This is a genomic window from Acidovorax sp. JHL-3 (assembly GCF_000526295.1).
In the GTDB taxonomy this organism is placed as follows: domain Bacteria; phylum Pseudomonadota; class Gammaproteobacteria; order Burkholderiales; family Burkholderiaceae_C; genus Acidovorax; species Acidovorax defluvii.
In genome coordinates this window covers 1,813,229-1,830,352 of sequence record NZ_JAFU01000001.1, presented here as the reverse complement: position 1 = coordinate 1,830,352, position 17,124 = coordinate 1,813,229, and the positions used below count along the sequence as shown (strand labels likewise).

The 17,124-nt window shown below is 63.9% G+C and carries 17 protein-coding genes and 1 pseudogene; 10 read left to right on the top strand and 8 right to left on the bottom strand.

Annotated features, from left to right (window positions below; translation table 11 throughout):
* Positions 1-177: 177 nt before the first annotated feature.
* From K226_RS0108630 to accD, 6 genes are all read left to right on the top strand, one after another.
* Positions 178-2,748: a FimV/HubP family polar landmark protein gene (locus K226_RS0108630; protein WP_024814418.1), complete on the top strand. Its 2,571-nt coding sequence runs from the start codon at positions 178-180 to the stop codon at positions 2,746-2,748.
* The gene (gene truA / locus K226_RS0108625) at positions 2,748-3,617 is read left to right on the top strand and encodes a tRNA pseudouridine(38-40) synthase TruA (protein ID WP_024814417.1); all 870 of its coding nucleotides are present in this window, start codon (positions 2,748-2,750) and stop codon (positions 3,615-3,617) included. The genes K226_RS0108630 and truA overlap by 1 nt, the downstream gene beginning before the upstream one ends.
* A gap of 14 nt (positions 3,618-3,631) precedes the next feature.
* Positions 3,632-4,393: a phosphoribosylanthranilate isomerase gene (locus K226_RS0108620; protein ID WP_024814416.1), complete on the top strand. Its 762-nt coding sequence runs from the start codon at positions 3,632-3,634 to the stop codon at positions 4,391-4,393.
* Positions 4,371-5,654: a tryptophan synthase subunit beta gene (gene trpB / locus K226_RS0108615; RefSeq protein WP_024814415.1), complete on the top strand. Its 1,284-nt coding sequence runs from the start codon at positions 4,371-4,373 to the stop codon at positions 5,652-5,654. Before K226_RS0108620 ends, trpB begins: the two co-directional genes overlap by 23 nt.
* Complete coding sequence (trpA, locus tag K226_RS0108610) at positions 5,651-6,460, top strand: tryptophan synthase subunit alpha (protein ID WP_024814414.1); 810 nt, start codon at positions 5,651-5,653, stop codon at positions 6,458-6,460. The genes trpB and trpA overlap by 4 nt, the downstream gene beginning before the upstream one ends.
* A 114-nt stretch (positions 6,461-6,574) precedes the next feature.
* Positions 6,575-7,447: an acetyl-CoA carboxylase, carboxyltransferase subunit beta gene (gene accD, locus K226_RS0108605; RefSeq protein WP_024814413.1), complete on the top strand. Its 873-nt coding sequence runs from the start codon at positions 6,575-6,577 to the stop codon at positions 7,445-7,447.
* 104 nt (positions 7,448-7,551) lie between these two features.
* On the opposite strand, the pseudogene K226_RS18825 reads toward accD, so the two are convergent.
* Positions 7,552-8,104, bottom strand: a pseudogene (locus K226_RS18825) (YggT family protein).
* A gap of 77 nt (positions 8,105-8,181) precedes the next feature.
* Between K226_RS18825 and K226_RS0108595 the strand changes: the two are divergent.
* The 4 genes from K226_RS0108595 to K226_RS0108580 all read left to right on the top strand — a co-directional run bounded on the left by K226_RS0108595 (position 8,182) and on the right by K226_RS0108580 (position 11,684).
* Positions 8,182-8,820, top strand: a complete 639-nt coding sequence (locus K226_RS0108595) for an LON peptidase substrate-binding domain-containing protein (protein ID WP_024814412.1) — start codon at positions 8,182-8,184, stop codon at positions 8,818-8,820.
* A gap of 187 nt (positions 8,821-9,007) precedes the next feature.
* Positions 9,008-10,552 (top strand): lysine--tRNA ligase, encoded by a 1,545-nt coding sequence (gene lysS, locus K226_RS0108590; RefSeq protein WP_024814411.1) that lies wholly within the window; start codon positions 9,008-9,010, stop codon positions 10,550-10,552.
* A gap of 111 nt (positions 10,553-10,663) precedes the next feature.
* Positions 10,664-10,963, top strand: a complete 300-nt coding sequence (locus K226_RS20420; protein WP_369795421.1) for a hypothetical protein — start codon at positions 10,664-10,666, stop codon at positions 10,961-10,963.
* Between the two features lie 52 nt (positions 10,964-11,015).
* Positions 11,016-11,684: a mechanosensitive ion channel family protein gene (locus K226_RS0108580; RefSeq protein WP_024814409.1), complete on the top strand. Its 669-nt coding sequence runs from the start codon at positions 11,016-11,018 to the stop codon at positions 11,682-11,684.
* Positions 11,685-11,703: 19 nt separating this feature from the next.
* On the opposite strand, the gene nagZ is transcribed toward K226_RS0108580, so the two are convergent.
* From nagZ to K226_RS0108545, 7 genes are all read right to left on the bottom strand, one after another.
* Positions 11,704-12,795, bottom strand: coding sequence for a beta-N-acetylhexosaminidase (gene nagZ / locus K226_RS0108575; RefSeq protein WP_024814408.1), 1,092 nt, complete (start codon positions 12,793-12,795; stop codon positions 11,704-11,706).
* Between the two features lie 61 nt (positions 12,796-12,856).
* A complete protein-coding gene (acpS, locus tag K226_RS0108570; RefSeq protein WP_024814407.1) occupies positions 12,857-13,267 on the bottom strand; it encodes a holo-ACP synthase in 411 nt (136 codons plus the stop codon).
* Between the two features lie 57 nt (positions 13,268-13,324).
* Complete coding sequence (locus tag K226_RS0108565; protein ID WP_024814406.1) at positions 13,325-14,122, bottom strand: pyridoxine 5'-phosphate synthase; 798 nt, start codon at positions 14,120-14,122, stop codon at positions 13,325-13,327.
* Positions 14,119-14,880: a DNA repair protein RecO gene (gene recO, locus K226_RS0108560; RefSeq protein ID WP_024814405.1), complete on the bottom strand. Its 762-nt coding sequence runs from the start codon at positions 14,878-14,880 to the stop codon at positions 14,119-14,121. The genes K226_RS0108565 and recO overlap by 4 nt, the downstream gene beginning before the upstream one ends.
* Before the next feature lie 161 nt (positions 14,881-15,041).
* Positions 15,042-16,046 (bottom strand): GTPase Era, encoded by a 1,005-nt coding sequence (era, locus tag K226_RS0108555; RefSeq protein ID WP_024814404.1) that lies wholly within the window; start codon positions 16,044-16,046, stop codon positions 15,042-15,044.
* On the bottom strand, positions 16,043-16,726 hold the full coding sequence (gene rnc, locus K226_RS0108550) for a ribonuclease III (protein WP_024814403.1): 684 nt from the start codon (positions 16,724-16,726) through the stop codon (positions 16,043-16,045). The genes era and rnc overlap by 4 nt, the downstream gene beginning before the upstream one ends.
* Positions 16,727-17,089, bottom strand: a complete 363-nt coding sequence (locus K226_RS0108545) for a DUF4845 domain-containing protein (protein WP_024814402.1) — start codon at positions 17,087-17,089, stop codon at positions 16,727-16,729. It lies immediately after the preceding gene.
* Positions 17,090-17,124 lie beyond the last annotated feature (35 nt).

Sequence of the window (17,124 nt, the reverse complement as noted above, 5' to 3'; positions counted from 1 at the left end):
ATCCCCAAAAACAAGGCGACGACACCTCGCTCAAAGCTTCCACACCACGTCAGCTTGTCAGTGCAAAACATTGCTGCTATGGTGCTTTTTACACATTTTCACGCGCCGGGGCGGGACCAGACCATGAGAAGAACAACACCGCTCGACCGAGCAGCACAAACACACTTGATGGCACACATGCATCGTTGGAAATTTTCTGTCCTGGCGGCTGCGGCCGTCGCATTGACCGGTTTCCATGCCGACGATGCTTACGCCCTGGCTCTGGGTCGCATTACGGTGCAGTCCGCTCTCGGCGAGCCATTGCGCGCCGAAATCGACCTGCCCCAGATCACACCGGCAGAGGCCGACACCCTGCGCGCCACAACGGCGTCACCCGAAGTCTTTCGGGCCCAGGGCATGGAGTTCAACCCGGCTGTGAACAACCTGCGGGTGCAACTGCAGCGGCGGCCTGATGGCACTGCCGTATTGCGCCTGTCCAGTGACCGCCCCGTCAACGACCCGTTCGTGGACCTGGTGCTCGACGCCACATGGGGCAGCGGCCATATCGTGCGCAGCTACACCATGTTGTTTGACCCACCGGCATTGCGCCGCGCGGCGCCCACGGTTACCGCAGCACCGCAGGTTTCAGTCCCTTCGGCAAAAGCCCAAGCTGGCGCTGCCCCGCGCGCGTCGGCGGCACCGGCTAGCACGCCTCCCCGCAATACCCCTGTCGCCAGCCCGCGCACCGCTCCTGCCGATGGCGTCACCGTACAGCCGGGCGATACGGCTGGCCGCCTGGCCAACGCCTACCGCCCTGCCAGCGTGTCGCTGGACCAGATGCTGGTGGCACTGATGCGCGCCAACCCTGACGCCTTCATCCAGGGCAACGTCAACCGGGTCAAGGCCGGCGCCGTGCTGCAAATGCCTGACGAGGCCACTGCATTGGCCACGCCAGTGGGCGAAGCACGCCAGGTTCTGGCGGCACAAAGCCGCGATTTCAACGCTTTCCGCCGCAAGCTCGCGGCAGCAGCCCCCACCGCCGAAGTGGCGGCTGCAGAGCGCTCTGCCAGCGGCACAGTGCAAGCGCGCGTCGAAGACAAGAAACCCGCTACGGCTGCACCCGACAAACTCACCCTGTCCAAGGGCGCCATCACGGGTCAGAAGGCGGCAGAAGACCAACTGGCCAAGGACAAGCAAGCCAGCGAAGCATCCGCCCGCATGGCCGAACTGTCCAAGAACATTGATGAGCTGAACAAGATCAGCGCTGCGTCTGCGCCCGTCGGCGCGCCTGCAGCCACGGCCTCCGCGCCAGGCGCTGTGGCAGTGGCAACACCAGCAGGGATGCCTGCCCAGCCTGCAGCTTCCGAGCCAGTTGCCGTGGCGGCATCGCCCACGGCGAGCGCCCCCGCAGTACCGGAAGCAGCGGCCTCCGATCCAGTCGTTCCTGCTGAAGCAGCGGCACCAGCCTCTGCCCCTGTCACGGCTCCAGCTCCCACGCCTGCCCCGCCGCCAGCGCCAGCCCCTGAGCCAAGCTTCCTGTCGGACCTGATGGAAGACCCCCTGGTGCCGGCCGGAGGGCTTCTCGCCTTGATCGCACTGGGCGGTTACGGCGCTTACCGTGTCGTACAACGGCGCCGTGCCAATGCCGGTGTTGACAGCTCCTTCATGGACAGCCGTGCTCAGCCCGACTCTTTCTTTGGCGCCAGCGGCGGCCAGCAAGTGGACACCGCCAACAGCGAGATGACCACAGGCTCATCCATGGCCTACTCCCCCAGCCAGCTCGACGCTGGCGGTGACGTGGACCCTGTGGCCGAAGCCGACGTGTACCTGGCGTATGGACGCGATCTGCAGGCCGAGGAGATCCTCAAGGAGGCCATTCGCCACAACCCGGCCCGCGTATCGGTACATGTCAAGCTGGCCGAGATCTATGCCAAGCGGCAGGACCGCAAGGCACTGGAGGTCGTGGCCGGTGACGTTTTCAAGCTCACCCAGGGCGAAGGCCCGGACTGGACCCGCGTAGCTGAACTGGGCCGCGACCTGGATCAGGAAAACCCGCTGTACCAGCCTGGCGGACGTCCTGGTGCGCTCCTGAGCGATGCCACCGCCGCATCCACTGCCGGTTTGGCGGGCAGCGCCATGGCAGCAGCAACCACGCTGCCCCCGGACCTGGATCTTGACCTGGATCTGGATTTGCCTGAAGACGCACTGAGCGAGGCGCCAGCCGCTCCCGGTGGTTTTGCCGCAGCAGCGGCCACGGCCACCGCAGCCAGTGAAGTGGACGCTGGCTACAGCACCAGCAACGTTGAATCATCTGCGCTTCCGCAACTGGATCTGCCCCCATCGCTGCCCACCGAGCAGTCTGCCGTGGCGGCAGCCCCTGACGTCGGGTTGCCTGCAATGGCAGACCTGGACTTTCCAAGCTCCGATGACCTCACCATGCTCCCGTCCGGTGCCATGCCGCTGACAACCAGCACCAGTTCAGCGCCCCTGGAAACCGCCCCCATGGAATTTGACCTGGGTGACTTGACGCTGGATTTGGGCGCACCTGCCAAACCTGCCGCGCTGCCTCCTGCAGCGGCGCTGGCCGCAGCAGACATCGGCGTCGAGGCCGCTGCGGATGACCCATTGGCCACCAAACTGGCACTGGCGCAAGAGTTCAATGCCATTGGCGACACCGATGGGGCCCGCACCCTGGTCGAAGAAGTGGTCGCCGAGTCGTCGGGAGCGCTCAAGGCCCGCGCCCAGCGAATGCTGGCCGACCTGGGCTGATGCAGCCGGACAACCCGCCCGCACCGCAAGACACTGCCCCTGCCCACCTCTCCAGGGTGGCCATGGGGGTCAGCTACAACGGCCAGCGCTACAGCGGCTGGCAAAGCCAGCTGTCTGGCAATACGATCCAGGATCATCTTGAAGCGGCCTTGGGCCGCTTTGCTACGCACCGGGTCAGCACCTTGTGCGCGGGCCGCACCGACGCGGGGGTGCACGGTCTCATGCAGGTTGTGCACTTCGACACGCCACTCCAACGCCCAGCGTCGTCCTGGGTGCGAGGCACCAACACCTTTTTGCCAGCGGATATTGCGGTGCAATGGGCGCAGCCGGTGCCCGATGGCTTTCACGCACGCGCAAGCGCCATTGCGCGGCGCTATGCCTATGTGCTGCTGCAGTCGCCCGTGCGGCCCAGCGTGGATGCGGGCCGTGTGGGCTGGGTTTTCTACCCACTCGACCATGCTGCGATGCTGCAGGCAGCGCAACAGCTGTTGGGCGAACACGATTTCACCTCGTTCCGGGCTTCGGCTTGCCAGGCCAAGTCACCCGTCAAGACGCTGCAGCGCATCGAGATCACCCGCACGCCATCCAGCATGGCCGCGCCGCCAGAAGGCTTCGCGCCCTGTTACTGGCGCTTCGAATTTGAAGCCAACGCTTTTTTGCACCACATGATTCGCAACATCATGGGGTGCCTGATTGCCGTGGGGCAGGGAAAAAAACCACCGCAATGGATCGGCGAAGTGCTGGCTGCGCGCTCACGCGACGCTGCGGCACCCACCTTTTCGCCCGACGGCCTGTATTTTCAGGGCCCGGTCTACGAACCCCATTGGGGCCTGCCCAACCGCACGGCTGCGTATGATTGGCTGCCCTGAGCACCATCATCACCATGAGCAGCCCGTCGTCCGAAAAGCCACTTCCCCTCCCCTGCATTCGCACCCGCATCAAGATTTGCGGCCTGACACGCGAACAGGATGTTGACGCTGCCGTTGCCGCAGGCGCGGATGCCATCGGTTTCGTGCTGTATGCGCCCAGCCCTCGGGCCGTTACGCCGCAAAGGGCTGCCGAACTGGCCGCGCGCTTGCCACCGTTTGTCACCCCGGTGCTGTTGTTTGTCAACGAGTCCGCTTCAAATATCATAGCTGCCAGCGCTTTGCTGGCGGGCGCTACCATTCAATTTCATGGTGACGAAGCGCCGGCGGAATGTCTGGCTGCCACCCTTGGGGGCGCCCGGCCTTTCCTTCGCGCCGCGCGCATTCCCCTTGGCGACGGTGCGGCACGGTTCGACCTCGTAAAATACGCCGATGATTACTCAAAAGCCCAAGCCATACTGCTCGACGCCCATGTCGACGGTTACGGCGGCGGCGGCAAGGCATTCAATTGGTCACTCCTTCCACCAAGCGTAGCCTCTCATCTCGTTTTGTCTGGTGGACTCACGCCTGCAAACGTGACCGATGGCATTCTGCAAGTACGCCCGCGCTGCACCACGCTGGCCGTTGATGTCAGCTCCGGCGTCGAGGCCGATGGCCCCGATGGCCACCCCCAGCGGGGCATCAAGGACGCCGACAAGATCCATCGCTTCGTAGCCGCCGTGCGTGCGGCAGATGCACAACTTGCAAAGAATCCCCATGAATTCCTACCAGCACCCTGATCCCTCGGGCCACTTCGGCCCTTACGGCGGCAGCTTTGTCAGCGAAACCCTGACCCACGCCATCCAGGAACTGCGCGAGACCTATGCCCGCTACCAGAACGACCCCGCGTTTCTGGCCGAGTTTCACTATGAACTCAAGCACTTCGTTGGCCGCCCTTCACCGGTCTACCACGCTGCGCGCACCAGTCGCGAAATGGGCGGCGCGCAGATTTATCTCAAGCGCGAAGACCTCAACCACACCGGCGCCCACAAGATCAACAACGTGATCGGCCAGGCCATGCTGGCCAAGCGCATGGGCAAGCCGCGCGTCATTGCCGAAACCGGTGCCGGCCAGCACGGTGTGGCCACGGCCACCATCTGTGCGCGCTATGGACTGGAATGCGTGGTGTACATGGGCGCCGAGGATGTGAAGCGCCAAAGCCCCAACGTGTACCGCATGAAACTGCTGGGCGCCACCGTGGTGCCCGTGGAGTCGGGCAGCAAAACCCTGAAAGACGCGTTGAATGAAGCCATGCGCGACTGGGTGGCCAATGTGGACAACACTTTTTACATCATCGGCACGGTGGCGGGCCCTCACCCCTACCCCATGATGGTGCGCGACTTCCAGAGCGTGATCGGCAAGGAATGCATCGAGCAGATGCCCGAAATGCTGGCCGCCCAGAAGGCTGCCACCGAGCAACCCGATGTGGTGGTGGCCTGCGTGGGTGGCGGCAGCAACGCCATGGGCATTTTTCATCCCTACATTCCGTTTGAAAAGACCCGCCTGATCGGCGTAGAGGCGGCCGGCGAAGGGCTGGAATCGGGCAAGCACTCGGCATCGCTGCAAAAGGGCAGCGCGGGCGTGCTGCATGGCAACCGCACCTTCATCCTGCAGGACGCCAATGGCCAGATCACTGAAACCCACAGCGTCAGCGCGGGCCTCGACTACCCCGGCGTGGGCCCCGAGCACGCATGGCTGCAGGAAATCGGTCGTGCCGAGTATGTGGGCATCACCGACAAGGAAGCGCTCGACGCCTTCCACTACCTGTGCCGCACCGAAGGCATCATCCCGGCGCTCGAATCAAGCCACGCCGTGGCCTACGCCATGAAGCTGGCCAAAACCATGCGCGCAGACCAGTCCATCCTGGTCAACCTCTCGGGCCGTGGCGACAAGGACATTGGCACCGTGGCCGACCTCAGTGGCGCCGATTTTTATTGCCGCCCCAGCTGCCAGGGGCAGTCCGTCAAGGGCGGCGAGCAACCCGTCAAGGTGGTCAAATGAGCCGCATCGAATCCACTTTTTCCGCACTCAAGGCGCAGGGCCGCACGGCGCTGATTCCCTATGTGACCGCAGGCTTCCCGTTTGCCGATATCACCCCCGCGCTCATGCATGGCATGGTGGATGCCGGGGCCGACGTGATCGAGCTGGGTGTGCCGTTTTCCGACCCCATGGCCGACGGCCCTGTCATCCAGAAAGCGGGGGAAAAAGCTTTGGGTCTGGGTATCGGCATGGTTCAGGTGCTGGACCATGTGCGCGAGTTCCGCAAGCGCAACAGCACCACGCCCGTGGTACTGATGGGCTATGCCAACCCCGTGGAACGCTACGACCAGATTCACAGCCAGGGCGCCTTTGTGCGCGATGCGGCCGCGGCAGGCGTTGATGGCGTGCTCATCGTGGACTACCCACCCGAAGAATGCGAAGCCTTTGCCGCCAGCCTGCGCGCGCATGGCATGGACCTGATCTTTTTGCTCGCCCCCACCAGCACCGACGAGCGCATGGCCCAGGTGGCGCGGGTGGCCAGCGGCTATGTGTATTACGTGTCGCTCAAGGGCGTTACGGGATCGGGCGCGCTGGACACCACTGCAGTCGAACAGATGCTGCCCCGCATCCGCCAGCATGTGCACATCCCCGTGGGCGTGGGCTTCGGCATCCGTGATGCGGCCACCGCCCAGGCGATTGGCAAGGTGGCCGATGCGGTGGTGATCGGCAGCCGCATCATCCAGCTGATTGAAGACCAAGAACACGCCAAAGTGGTGCCCATTACCATCGACTTCCTGCGTGGCGTGCGCAAAGCGCTCGACGCATAATGCAGCCCGGCGCGCGCCTCCACCAGGAGGCAGCGCGCCACAGATTCACTCCGGCCTGCCCACGAATGCCCACCGACTCCGGGCCGAGGCCGTGCCACCGAAGAGGAGAACACCATGTCCTGGCTCGAAAAACTTCTGCCCTCCAAAATCCAGCAAACCGACCCCACCGAGCGCCGCCAGGTGCCCGAAGGTCTGTGGATCAAGTGCCCGAGCTGCGAAACCGTGCTCTACAAGGCCGACCTGGAGCTAAACCAGAACGTCTGCCCGCACTGCAGCCATCACCACCGCATCGGCGCGCGGGCGCGGCTGAACGCCTTCCTCGACCCGGAAGGCCGCTACGAAATCGGCCAGGAAGTCTTGCCAGTGGATGCGCTCAAGTTCAAGGACAGCCGCAAGTACCCCGAGCGCCTGAAGGAAGCCCTGGAAAACACGGGCGAGACCGACGCCCTCATCGTCATGGGCGGTGCGGTCAAAAGCATCAACCTGGTGGCAGCCTGCTTCGAATTTGACTTCATGGGCGGCAGCATGGGCAGCGTGGTGGGCGAGCGCTTTGTGCGCGGCGTCGAAACCGCTATCGATCAGAAGGTACCCTTCCTGTGCTTTACCGCCACGGGCGGCGCGCGCATGCAGGAGGGGCTGCTGTCGCTCATGCAGATGGCCAAGACCAATGCCGCACTCACCCGCCTGGCCAAAAAAGGCCTGCCCTTCATCAGCGTGCTGACCGACCCCACCATGGGCGGCGTGAGCGCTGGTTTTGCCTTTGTGGGCGACATCGTCATCGCCGAACCCAAGGCCCTGATCGGATTTGCCGGCCCGCGCGTGATCGAATCCACCGTGCGTGTGACGCTGCCAGAGGGTTTTCAGCGCGCCGAGTTTCTGCAGACCAAGGGCGCCGTGGACTTCATCTGCGACCGCCGCGAACTGCGCAACACCGTGGCCAGCAGCCTGGCCATGCTGCAGCGCCTGCCTGCCGACGCCGTCGTGTAAAGCCGTGCGGCCGCTGCTCGGCTGTCGACGGAATTACTATCAAATAAATAGCATGCCGTGCTTACTGGATAAGGGCTGCATGCTGATTTGGCACAAAATCACCCTCACCCCTGCAGCACGCCTGCTTGCAGGTGCCCCAGGATGATCATGGCAACCTGCAGCAACACCAGCACGGCCAGCGGCGATAAATCCACCCCGCCGACCAGCGGAATAGTGCGCTGAAACGGCCGCAGCACCGGTGCACACAAACGTGCCACCACGTCCGCAATCGGCGAGCGGGTCGACATCCATGACATGACCGCATGGACAATCAGCAAACCAATCAGCCCCGAGATGGCCACCCGCACCAGGCCAAAAAGCGCCAGCCAAGGCAGCCAGGCCCAGGCGGCACCGGCACCCAGAATCAGCCACAGCAAAAAAATACTGGACCAATTGCAGCAACACAGCTGCAGCCAGGCTGGAAAGGTCCCAACGCCCCACCGGCGCAATCACGCGCCGCAGCGGCATGACCAGCCAGTCAGTGAGTGCAAACACCAGCCCGCCAATCGGATTGGAGAACGGCACCCGCTGCCACTGCATGTACAAACGCAGCAGACACGCCCCGGTCAACAGGCCACCAACGACATCGAGCAGGAAAGAGGCGATCTGGTAGAGCATGGATGAGACAAATTGGAGTGGACCGGGTACGAAAGCAGACTGCGCCATGGGATGATAGCGACCGAAGAGCTTCGCCCATGACACAACCCCTCACCCTGTCATCCCTTCCGCTGTTTCCGCTCAATTCCGTGCTGTTTCCAGACGGAGTGCTGGCGTTGCGCGTGTTCGAGGTGCGCTACCTCGACATGGTGCGCAAATGCCACCATGCGGGCGCCCCGTTTGGCATCGTTGCACTCACGCAGGGCAACGAGGTGCGACAGGCCGGCGCACCCGATGAGCGATTTCACGACATCGGAACCCTGGCGGTCATCGAAAAGCTCGACAACCCGCAACCCGGACTGATCACCCTGCTGTGCCGCGGCAGCCAGCGTTTTCGCATCACAGAGCGCAGGCATTTGCCGCACGGCCTGTGGATTGCCGATGTGGAGCAACTGGCCACAGACCTTGCGGTGTCCATTCCCGAGGACCTTCTGACCACCGCGACAACCTTGGCCCAGGTGCTGGCATCCTTGCGCGGACGCGACACCGGCTCCGGCACGGCCGTGCACCCCACCCCCGCCCAGCTGAACGACTGCGGCTGGGTCGCCAACCGCTGGTGCGAACTGCTGCCCATTCCCCTGGAACTCAAGCAGCGGCTGATGGAGCTCGACAACCCCTTGGTCCGACTGGAACTGGTGGGGGATGTGCTGGAACGCACAGGAATTTCGCCTTCCTAGCCGAATGCCCCACAACCGCTATTTATTGCACCACGTCCTGGAATGGCCGCGCTCTGCCTTACATCATCGATAGAGTCGGCTTCATCCGCGCGTTGCCGATGCAGCCCGAACCCTGCCGATAACCCATAAAATCCACGGTTTGGCTGCCACCAGCCCCCACATTCCACGTCCCGTAGCCACGGCACCTATGTCAGAACAAAACCACGCCCCCGCCCCCCACGACGAAAACCAGCTCATCGCCGAGCGCCGCGACAAGCTGCGCGCCTTGCGCGAGGCCCATGCACAGGGCGCAGGCGTCACGTTCCCCAACGATTTCAAGCCGGCGCACCACGCTGCCACGCTGCAGGACCAGCACGCCAGCAAGGACGCACAATCGCTTGAAACCCACGCTGTTCATGTGAGCGTGGCGGGGCGCATGATGCTCAAGCGGGTGATGGGCAAGGCCAGTTTTGCCACCGTGCAGGATGGTTCGCTGGGCGAAACCGGGGGGCGCATCCAGCTCTACATCACGCGTGACGCGCTGGGTGAAGACCTTTATGCGGCCTTCAAGCACTGGGATCTGGGCGACATCATCGGTGCCGAGGGCACGTTGATGAAGACCAAGACCGGCGAGCTGTCGGTCAAGGTGACCACCCTGCGGCTGCTGACCAAAAGCCTGCGCCCCATGCCCGACAAGTTTCATGGCGTGGCCGACCAGGAGGTCAAGTACCGCCAGCGGTACATCGACCTGATGACCGATGAGGCTGCACGCAAGCGCTTCGTGGCGCGTAGCCGGGCTGTCAGCGGCATCCGCGATTTCATGGTGCAGCACGGCTTCCTGGAGGTCGAGACACCCATGCTGCACCCCATTCCGGGCGGCGCCAATGCCAAGCCGTTTATCACGCACCACAACGCGCTCGAACAAGAGATGTACCTGCGCATCGCGCCGGAGCTGTTCCTCAAGCGCCTGCTCGTGGGTGGTTTCGAGCGGGTGTTTGAGATCAACCGCAACTTCCGCAACGAAGGCATCTCGGTGCGCCACAACCCCGAGTTCACCATGATGGAGTTCTATGCGGCCTACTGGAACTACCAGGACCTCATGGGCTTTACCGAACAGCTCGTGCGCGATGCCGCCCTGAAGGCCGCTGGCACGCTGCAGCTGTCGTACCAGGGCCGCGAGGTGGACTTGAGCCAGCCGTTTGCCCGCCTGACCATTCGCGAAGCCATCTTCCAGCACACCGAGGCCGGCGCGCATGTGGACGATGCGGCGTGGCTCATCAGCGCCCTCAAGAAGCTGGGCATGTCGGAACAAAAGAACCAGCTTTCCGGGCGCACCCTGGCCAGCCTGCAGGTGCTGTACTTTGAAGAGACGGTGGAAGACAAGTTGTGGCAGCCCACCTTCATCATGGAGCACCCCACCGAGATTTCGCCGCTGGCCCGCGCCAACGACCAGCGCCCCGAAGTCACCGAGCGCTTCGAGCTCTACATCACCGGGCGCGAATTCGGCAACGGCTTCAGCGAGCTGAACGACGCCGAGGACCAGGCCGCGCGCTTTCATGCCCAGGTGGCTGCCAAGGACAGTGGCGACGACGAGGCCATGTATTACGACCACGACTTTGTGCGCGCGCTCGAATACGGCATGCCGCCCGCCGGCGGCTGCGGCATCGGCATTGACCGCCTGATGATGCTGCTGACCGACAGCCCCAGCATCCGCGACGTGATCCTGTTCCCGGCCCTGCGGCGCGAGTCTTGACCGCCTGGTGCCGTTCAGGCGTGGGCGCCTGCCCGCATCCCGGCAGATGAAGGCAGGCGACCCCGCGGTGCAAAAAAGCCCGCCAGCCAATGTGGGCCACAAGGAAACACCGTGACAGCCCCCACGCCCCTGCCGCACCCTTCGCCCGCGGCCCCACCCATCGGGGCCGCATTGGCGGACCACCCATTTTCCGCGCTGGTCGTGAAAGACGTGGGATCGGTACGTGCTGCGCTGTGCGTCGCACCCACGCTGCACGGCGGCATCAGGACCTGCGTGCCCGATGACAGCACCAACGCAGAGAGCGTGGTCATGCGGGCCGACCAAGTGCTTCATGCCGCCAAGGTGCAAGGCCGCAACCGCTGCTTCAGTTTTAAGATGCCGATGGACACGGTGGAGCAGTTGAACGGCTGACTGCCGCTGTGCCGCCTTTTTTGACACCATAGCCCCCATGGCCATTTCCCGAATGCAACTCTTGAAAGCCCGCCTGCCCGAATGGGTGCAGGACTGGCTTGAAGTCATCATCCCCGGCTCGCAAATCCTGCTGATCCTGGTTGTGGCATGGCTGTTGCAGCGCACGCTGCGCCGCCTGGTGCGCCGCGCCAGTGCGCACTACCAGTTGCCCGATGAATTGCTGGTGCCCATCAACGGCCTGATCCGTTGGCTCATCATTGCCAGCGCGCTGTTGCTGGTGCTTGAACGCATGGGCGTCTCGGCCACGGTGCTATGGACGGCTTTCACGGGCTTCGCCACCGTGGGCGCGGTGGCATTTTTTGCCGCCTGGAGCGTGCTATCCAACCTGTTTTGTGCGCTGCTCATCTTCACGGTGCGGCCTTTTCGCATTGGGGACTACATCGAGGTGCTGGACACCGCAGACAAGCCCGGCGCCAAGGGCCGCGTGGTGGATATCAATCTGCTTTACACCACGCTGGAGGACCATGGCGCAGCGGTGGGCCACACGGCGTGGCTGCAGATTCCAAACGCACTGATCTTTCAGCGCGTGGTGCGCCGCTTTCAGCATTACCCTCCACCCGCAGAGGCTGCGCCACCAACGGAGCCGACCGCGCCGGTGCCAGCCGTGGCCGCACCCCTGCAGCCGAGTGCCTTGCCCGTCAGCACCGCACCGGTGCCATAGTGCAGGCCTGCGACAAAAGTCAGGGTAGCAAATCCAGCGCCTGCAGATAGGCGGGCTGGTACATCAGATCGTCCCAGGCCTGCGGCAGGGTTTCGGGCAGCAGGGCCAGGCGGCGCGATTCGCTGTCCACGCTGGGCTGCCAGCGGCCCTGGGCACGCGCCTGGTCGAGGCCCGCAATGAGTTCGTCCACAGCCTCACCTTTGCCCACGCTCTGGTTGCACAGCAGCACCAGGTCGCAGCCGGCGGCCAGGGCCGCGATGGCGGCGTCGGTGTAGCTGACCACCTGGCCGTCGAGGCGGCGCGCGCCTTCCATGCTGAGGTCGTCACTGAAGATGGCGCCATCAAAACGCATCTGGCGCCGCAGGATGTCTTGCAACCAACGCTGCGAAAAGCCCGCCGGGCGGCTATCCACCTTGGGGTAGATCACATGTGCCGGCATCACGCTGGTGAGCGTGCTGCTGAGCCAGGGGTACGGCGCGGCGTCATCGGCCAGGATGGCCTTGAGGCTGCGCTGGTCCACCGGCACCTCGGTGTGCGAATCGGCCTTCACAAAGCCGTGCCCCGGAAAATGCTTGCCGCAGTTGGCCATGCCCGCCTGCAGCAGACCATGCATGAGGCTCTTGGCCAGCAGGGCCACCACGCGTGGGTCGCGGTGGAAGGACCGGTCGCCGATCACGCCGCTTTCGCCCCAATCCAAGTCCAAGACCGGGGTAAAGCTCAAGTCCACCCCGCAGGCCCGCAGCTCGGTGCCCAGCACATAGCCCGCCGCCGTGGCCGCGTTGGTGGCGCGCAGCGCGCCACTGCCGGGCACGGCCTTGGCGCCCTTGCCGTCATCCATCCACATCTCGCCCAGCGCGCGCATGGGCGGCAGGTGGGTAAAGCCATCGGTGCGAAAGCGCTGCACGCGGCCGCCTTCATGGTCCACACAGATCAGCAGGTCATCGCGCACGGCCTTGATGGCGGCTGTGAGCTGCAGCAGCTGTGCGCGGTTGCTCCAGTTGCGGGCGAACAGGATCACGCCGCCCGTCAGCGGGTGGGCCAGACGGCGGCGATCGGCGGCGGTCAGCTCTGTGCCTGCCACGTCGAGGATGAGGGGTGCGTGTTCGGTCATCGGGCTTCCAATCGTGAAATTGCTATTTAAACAATAGCTGGTTGCGCTTATTCAACAAGCGCTACAGGGCTATTTGGCTTGAATTTTTTTCCACCACACAAAAGCTGGCGGCGTAGTCGGTTTCGTCGGTCACGCTCAGGTGCGCCGTGAGGCCTTTGGCCTCGAACCATTCCTTGAGCGCACCGTGCAGCACGATCACCGGCTGGCCGCTGGGCAGAGACCCCACCTCACACGCGCGCCAGGTCATGGGCATGTGCATGCCCAGCCCGATGGCCTTGCTGAAGGCTTCCTTGGCGGAAAAGCGCGTGGCCAGGTAGCGCACGCCGCGCTCGGGCCACCGCGCGCTGCGCGCACGCCAGGTGGCCAGCTCGCCATCGGCCAGCACCTTCTCGGCAAACCGCTCGCCGTGGCGCTCCAGACTGGCCGCGATGCGGCGCACGTCGCAGATGTCGGTGCCAATGCCGTAGATCATGGTTTTGAATGAAATATGCCTCTAGCGCTTGATAAATAAGCGCTAGCAGCTATCAAATCAGGAGTTTTTCTCTGCTGCAAAGCCTGCATCGATACACGCTTGGTAGGCCTGCACGGTGGCTGCATAGCCCAGCTCCAGTGCATCGGCAATCAAGGCATGACCGATGGAGACTTCGAGCACGCCGGGCACCTCGCGCACAAAGGCGGCGAGGTTGTCGCGGTTGAGGTCATGCCCGGCATTCACACCCAGGCCGGCATCCAGCGCGGCCTGGGCGGCGGCGGCGTAGCGCTTCAGCTCCACGGCTTGCTGCGGCGTGCCCCAGGCTGCGGCGTAGGGCTCGGTGTACAGCTCCACCCGGTCGGCGCCCACGTCCCGGGCAGCGGCCATCTGCTCAGGCACCGGGTCCATGAACAGGCTCACACGCACGCCCAGGCTGCGGCATTCGGCAATCAGTGGCGCCAAGCGCTCGGCATCGTGCGGAAAGCTCCAGCCATGGTCGCTGGTGAACTGGTCTTCGCTGTCGGGCACAAAGGTAACCTGCTGTGGCCGCATGCCCTGGCCCGCTAGCGCGCGGATGAAGTCCATCAGGTTCTGCGACGGATTGCCTTCGATGTTGTATTCGCGGTCGGTCCAGGCGCGCATCTGCGCCGCCAGTTCGAACACGTCCTGGCGGCGAATATGCCGCTCATCGGGCCGGGGGTGCACCGTGATGCCCTGGGCACCCGCCTGCAGGCACAGCTGGGCCGCGCGCGTGACGCTGGGAATGCCCAGGTGGCGCGTGTTGCGCACCAGGGCGACCTTGTTGACGTTGACCGACAAGGCGGTGCGTTGCGGGATATGTTCAGACTTTTTCATAAGGACTGCAGGTCGATCATGAGCTGGCGGGTGCGCAGCGTGGGGCTGCCGCAATGGTATTGCAGCAAGGCCCGCAGCTGGGGTTTGAGTTCGGCGGCCACCGGGGCGCAGGCACGCAAGGTGGCGGTGTAGCTGGCCGCATCGTCCAGCGCGCGCTGCAGCGCTTGCCACTGGCTGCCGGGCAGGCCGGCACGGTCGGTGGAAGACGCCGCACGCAAGCCACCTTCGGGCACCAGGGTGTAGCGCGTGTCGGGCAGCAGCGGCGCAAACGTCATGGTCTGCGCATCCAGGCTGGGCAGCAGGCCGATCTCGCGCAGCAGCAGCAACTCGAAACTGCGCAGCACGGGCTCCAGGGCATCGCCATGCTCGCTGGCCAGCACCCGCACGACCCCCGCATAGGCATCGAACAGCGCAGGGTGCGGATCGGCGCGCGCCAGCAGGCGCAGCAACAGCTCGTTGAGGTACATGCCCGACAGCAGTGCGTCGCCCGTGGGCATCACATGCCCGCCCACCCACTCGGCGCCCTTGAGCGTGTGGATGTCGGCCGTGCCGTCGCCAGCCAGGGTGTAGGTCACCAGCAGGGGCTGCAGCGGCAGCAGCACAGGACGGAAGTTGGAGCTGGGCTTCTTGGCGCCCTTGGCCACCAGGGCCACGCGCCCCTGGCGTCGGCAAAACACTTCCAGAATCAGGCTGGACTCGCTCCAGTCGTAGCTGTGCAGCACGAAAGCAGGTTCATCGGCAATGCGGCGCACTGGCATGAAATAAACGCTACGCCATCCCTCAAAAGGCGGCGGAGCAGGCCATGCCAGCGGACGCCGTGGAACGGGCTTTGCCCGACCACTGGCGTCGTTCCCCTTCCCGCAGCGCGCAGCGATGCGAGAGAAGGGGGAAGCGGCGCAGCCGCTCAGGGGGATGGTCGCTATTCATAGCCGAACGAGCGCACGCGCGCTTCATCGTCTGCCCAGCCAGAGCGCACCTTGACCCACAGCTCCAGGAACACCTTGGCATCCATGAGCTTTTCCAGCTCCTGGCGGGCTTCGGTGCCGATGCGCTTCAAACGCTCGCCCTTGTCGCCAATCACCATCATCTTGTGGTTGTCGCGCTCGACCACGATGGTGGCGGCAATCTTGACCATGCGTTTGTGCGCCTTGCTGGCTTCTTCATCGAACTTGTCGATGACCACCGTGGAGGTGTAAGGCAGCTCATCGCCCGTGAAGCGAAACAGCTTTTCGCGCACAGTCTCGGAAGCGAGAAACTTTTCGCTGCGGTCGGTCAGCTCGTCTTCGGCATACCACCAGGCCTGCTCCGGCAGGTATTTGGCGCAGATGCCAAACAGCCGCTCGATGTCGCCCTTGTTCTTGGCCGACATGGGCACGAATTCGGCGAAGGGGTGGCGCTCCTGCATGCTCTTGAGCCAGGGTGCCAGCTCGGCGCGGCGGTGCACCATGTCAAGCTTGTTGGCCACCAGCAGCGTGGGGATGCCGGGCTTGAAGAGGCTCAATACCTTGGCATCGGCCAGCGTGAAGTTGCCCGCTTCGACCACAAACAGGATCAGGTCCACATCGCCAATCGCGCCCATCACGGTCTTGTTGAGCGATTTGTTGAGCGCCGTGGCGTGGCGGGTCTGAAAACCCGGCGTATCGACAAAGACAAACTGCGTCTGCTCCCGCGTGCGGATGCCCGTGATGCGGTGCCGCGTGGTCTGCGCCTTGCGCGAGGTGATGCTGATCTTCTGGCCCACCAAGGCGTTGAGCAGCGTGGATTTGCCCACGTTGGGTTTGCCCACGATGGCGATCACGCCGCAGCGCTGGCCCGGCACGGCTGCCGCAGCGCCCGCAGCAGCCAACATGGCATCCAGGTCATTTTGCACCGGAGCGCTTGCTGGGCTTGCGCCATCAGCTACATCTTTAGTAGCATCGTTCATATGTTTTTCGCTTTCAGTGTGGCCAGCATGGCGGCGGCGGCGGCCTGTTCGCCGGCACGGCGCGAACCGCCAATGCCACGTTCGGCCAGGCCCAGTTCGGTGATCACGCATTCCACGTCAAAGGTCTGGCGGTGCGCCGCCCCTACCGTGGCCACCACGCTGTATTGCGGCAGCTTCATTTTGCGACCCTGGAGCCACTCCTGCAACGCGGTCTTGGGGTCTTTGGCAGCGGCCTGCATCTGAGGGTTGATCTCCACCCCCTGAAACAGACGGTGCACCAGCGCTTCGGCACTGGTGTAACCGGCATCGAGGTAAACGGCGCCAATCAGGGCTTCAAGGGCATCGGCAAGAATGGAGGGCCGTTGCTGGCCGCCAGATTTGGACTCGCCCTCGCCCAGGCGCAACACGTCAGACACTTGCAGACGCAGTGCCAGCTGGTGCAACGTATCCTGCTTGACCAGGTTGGCACGCACACGCGAGAGATCGCCCTCGGGCAAATCGCTCAGCCGCTGGTAAAGCAAGCTGGCCACAGCCAGATTGAGCACCGAATCGCCCAGAAACTCCAGGCGTTCATTGTGGTCTGCCGAAAAACTGCGGTGCGTTATGGCACGCTGCAGCAATGACGCGTTGGAAAAGGTGTGCTGCAGACGGGTCTGCAGCGCTAGTAGAGCCGGCTGCACCTAGTTGGTCTGCGCTTCAAAGCGATACACCAGATAGGCAGGGCCTGCCAGTGCAATCTCGCGTGCGTACTTGAACGACACCACCACCTTGTCGCCCCGCTTGGTCACTTCAAGGTCGGAGCCCTTGATGGACGTGATGTCATCAATCGCCGCAGCCCGATCGAAGGCCGCGCGTACGCCAGGAACCGTGCTTTCAATCTTGGCTTTTTCGATGGCTTTCTTCGCAGAGGTGTACTCCAGAAAGATCGGAACGGACTGCCCGCCAATGGCAAAGGCGGCCACGGCAAACAAACCGACAAAGATCAACCCAAAGAACGACAGGCCGCGCTGGCGCGACCGACTGGCTGTGCGATGCATGCTCATACTTTTACCCCCTCGTTGTTGTGTATCTGCGCTCT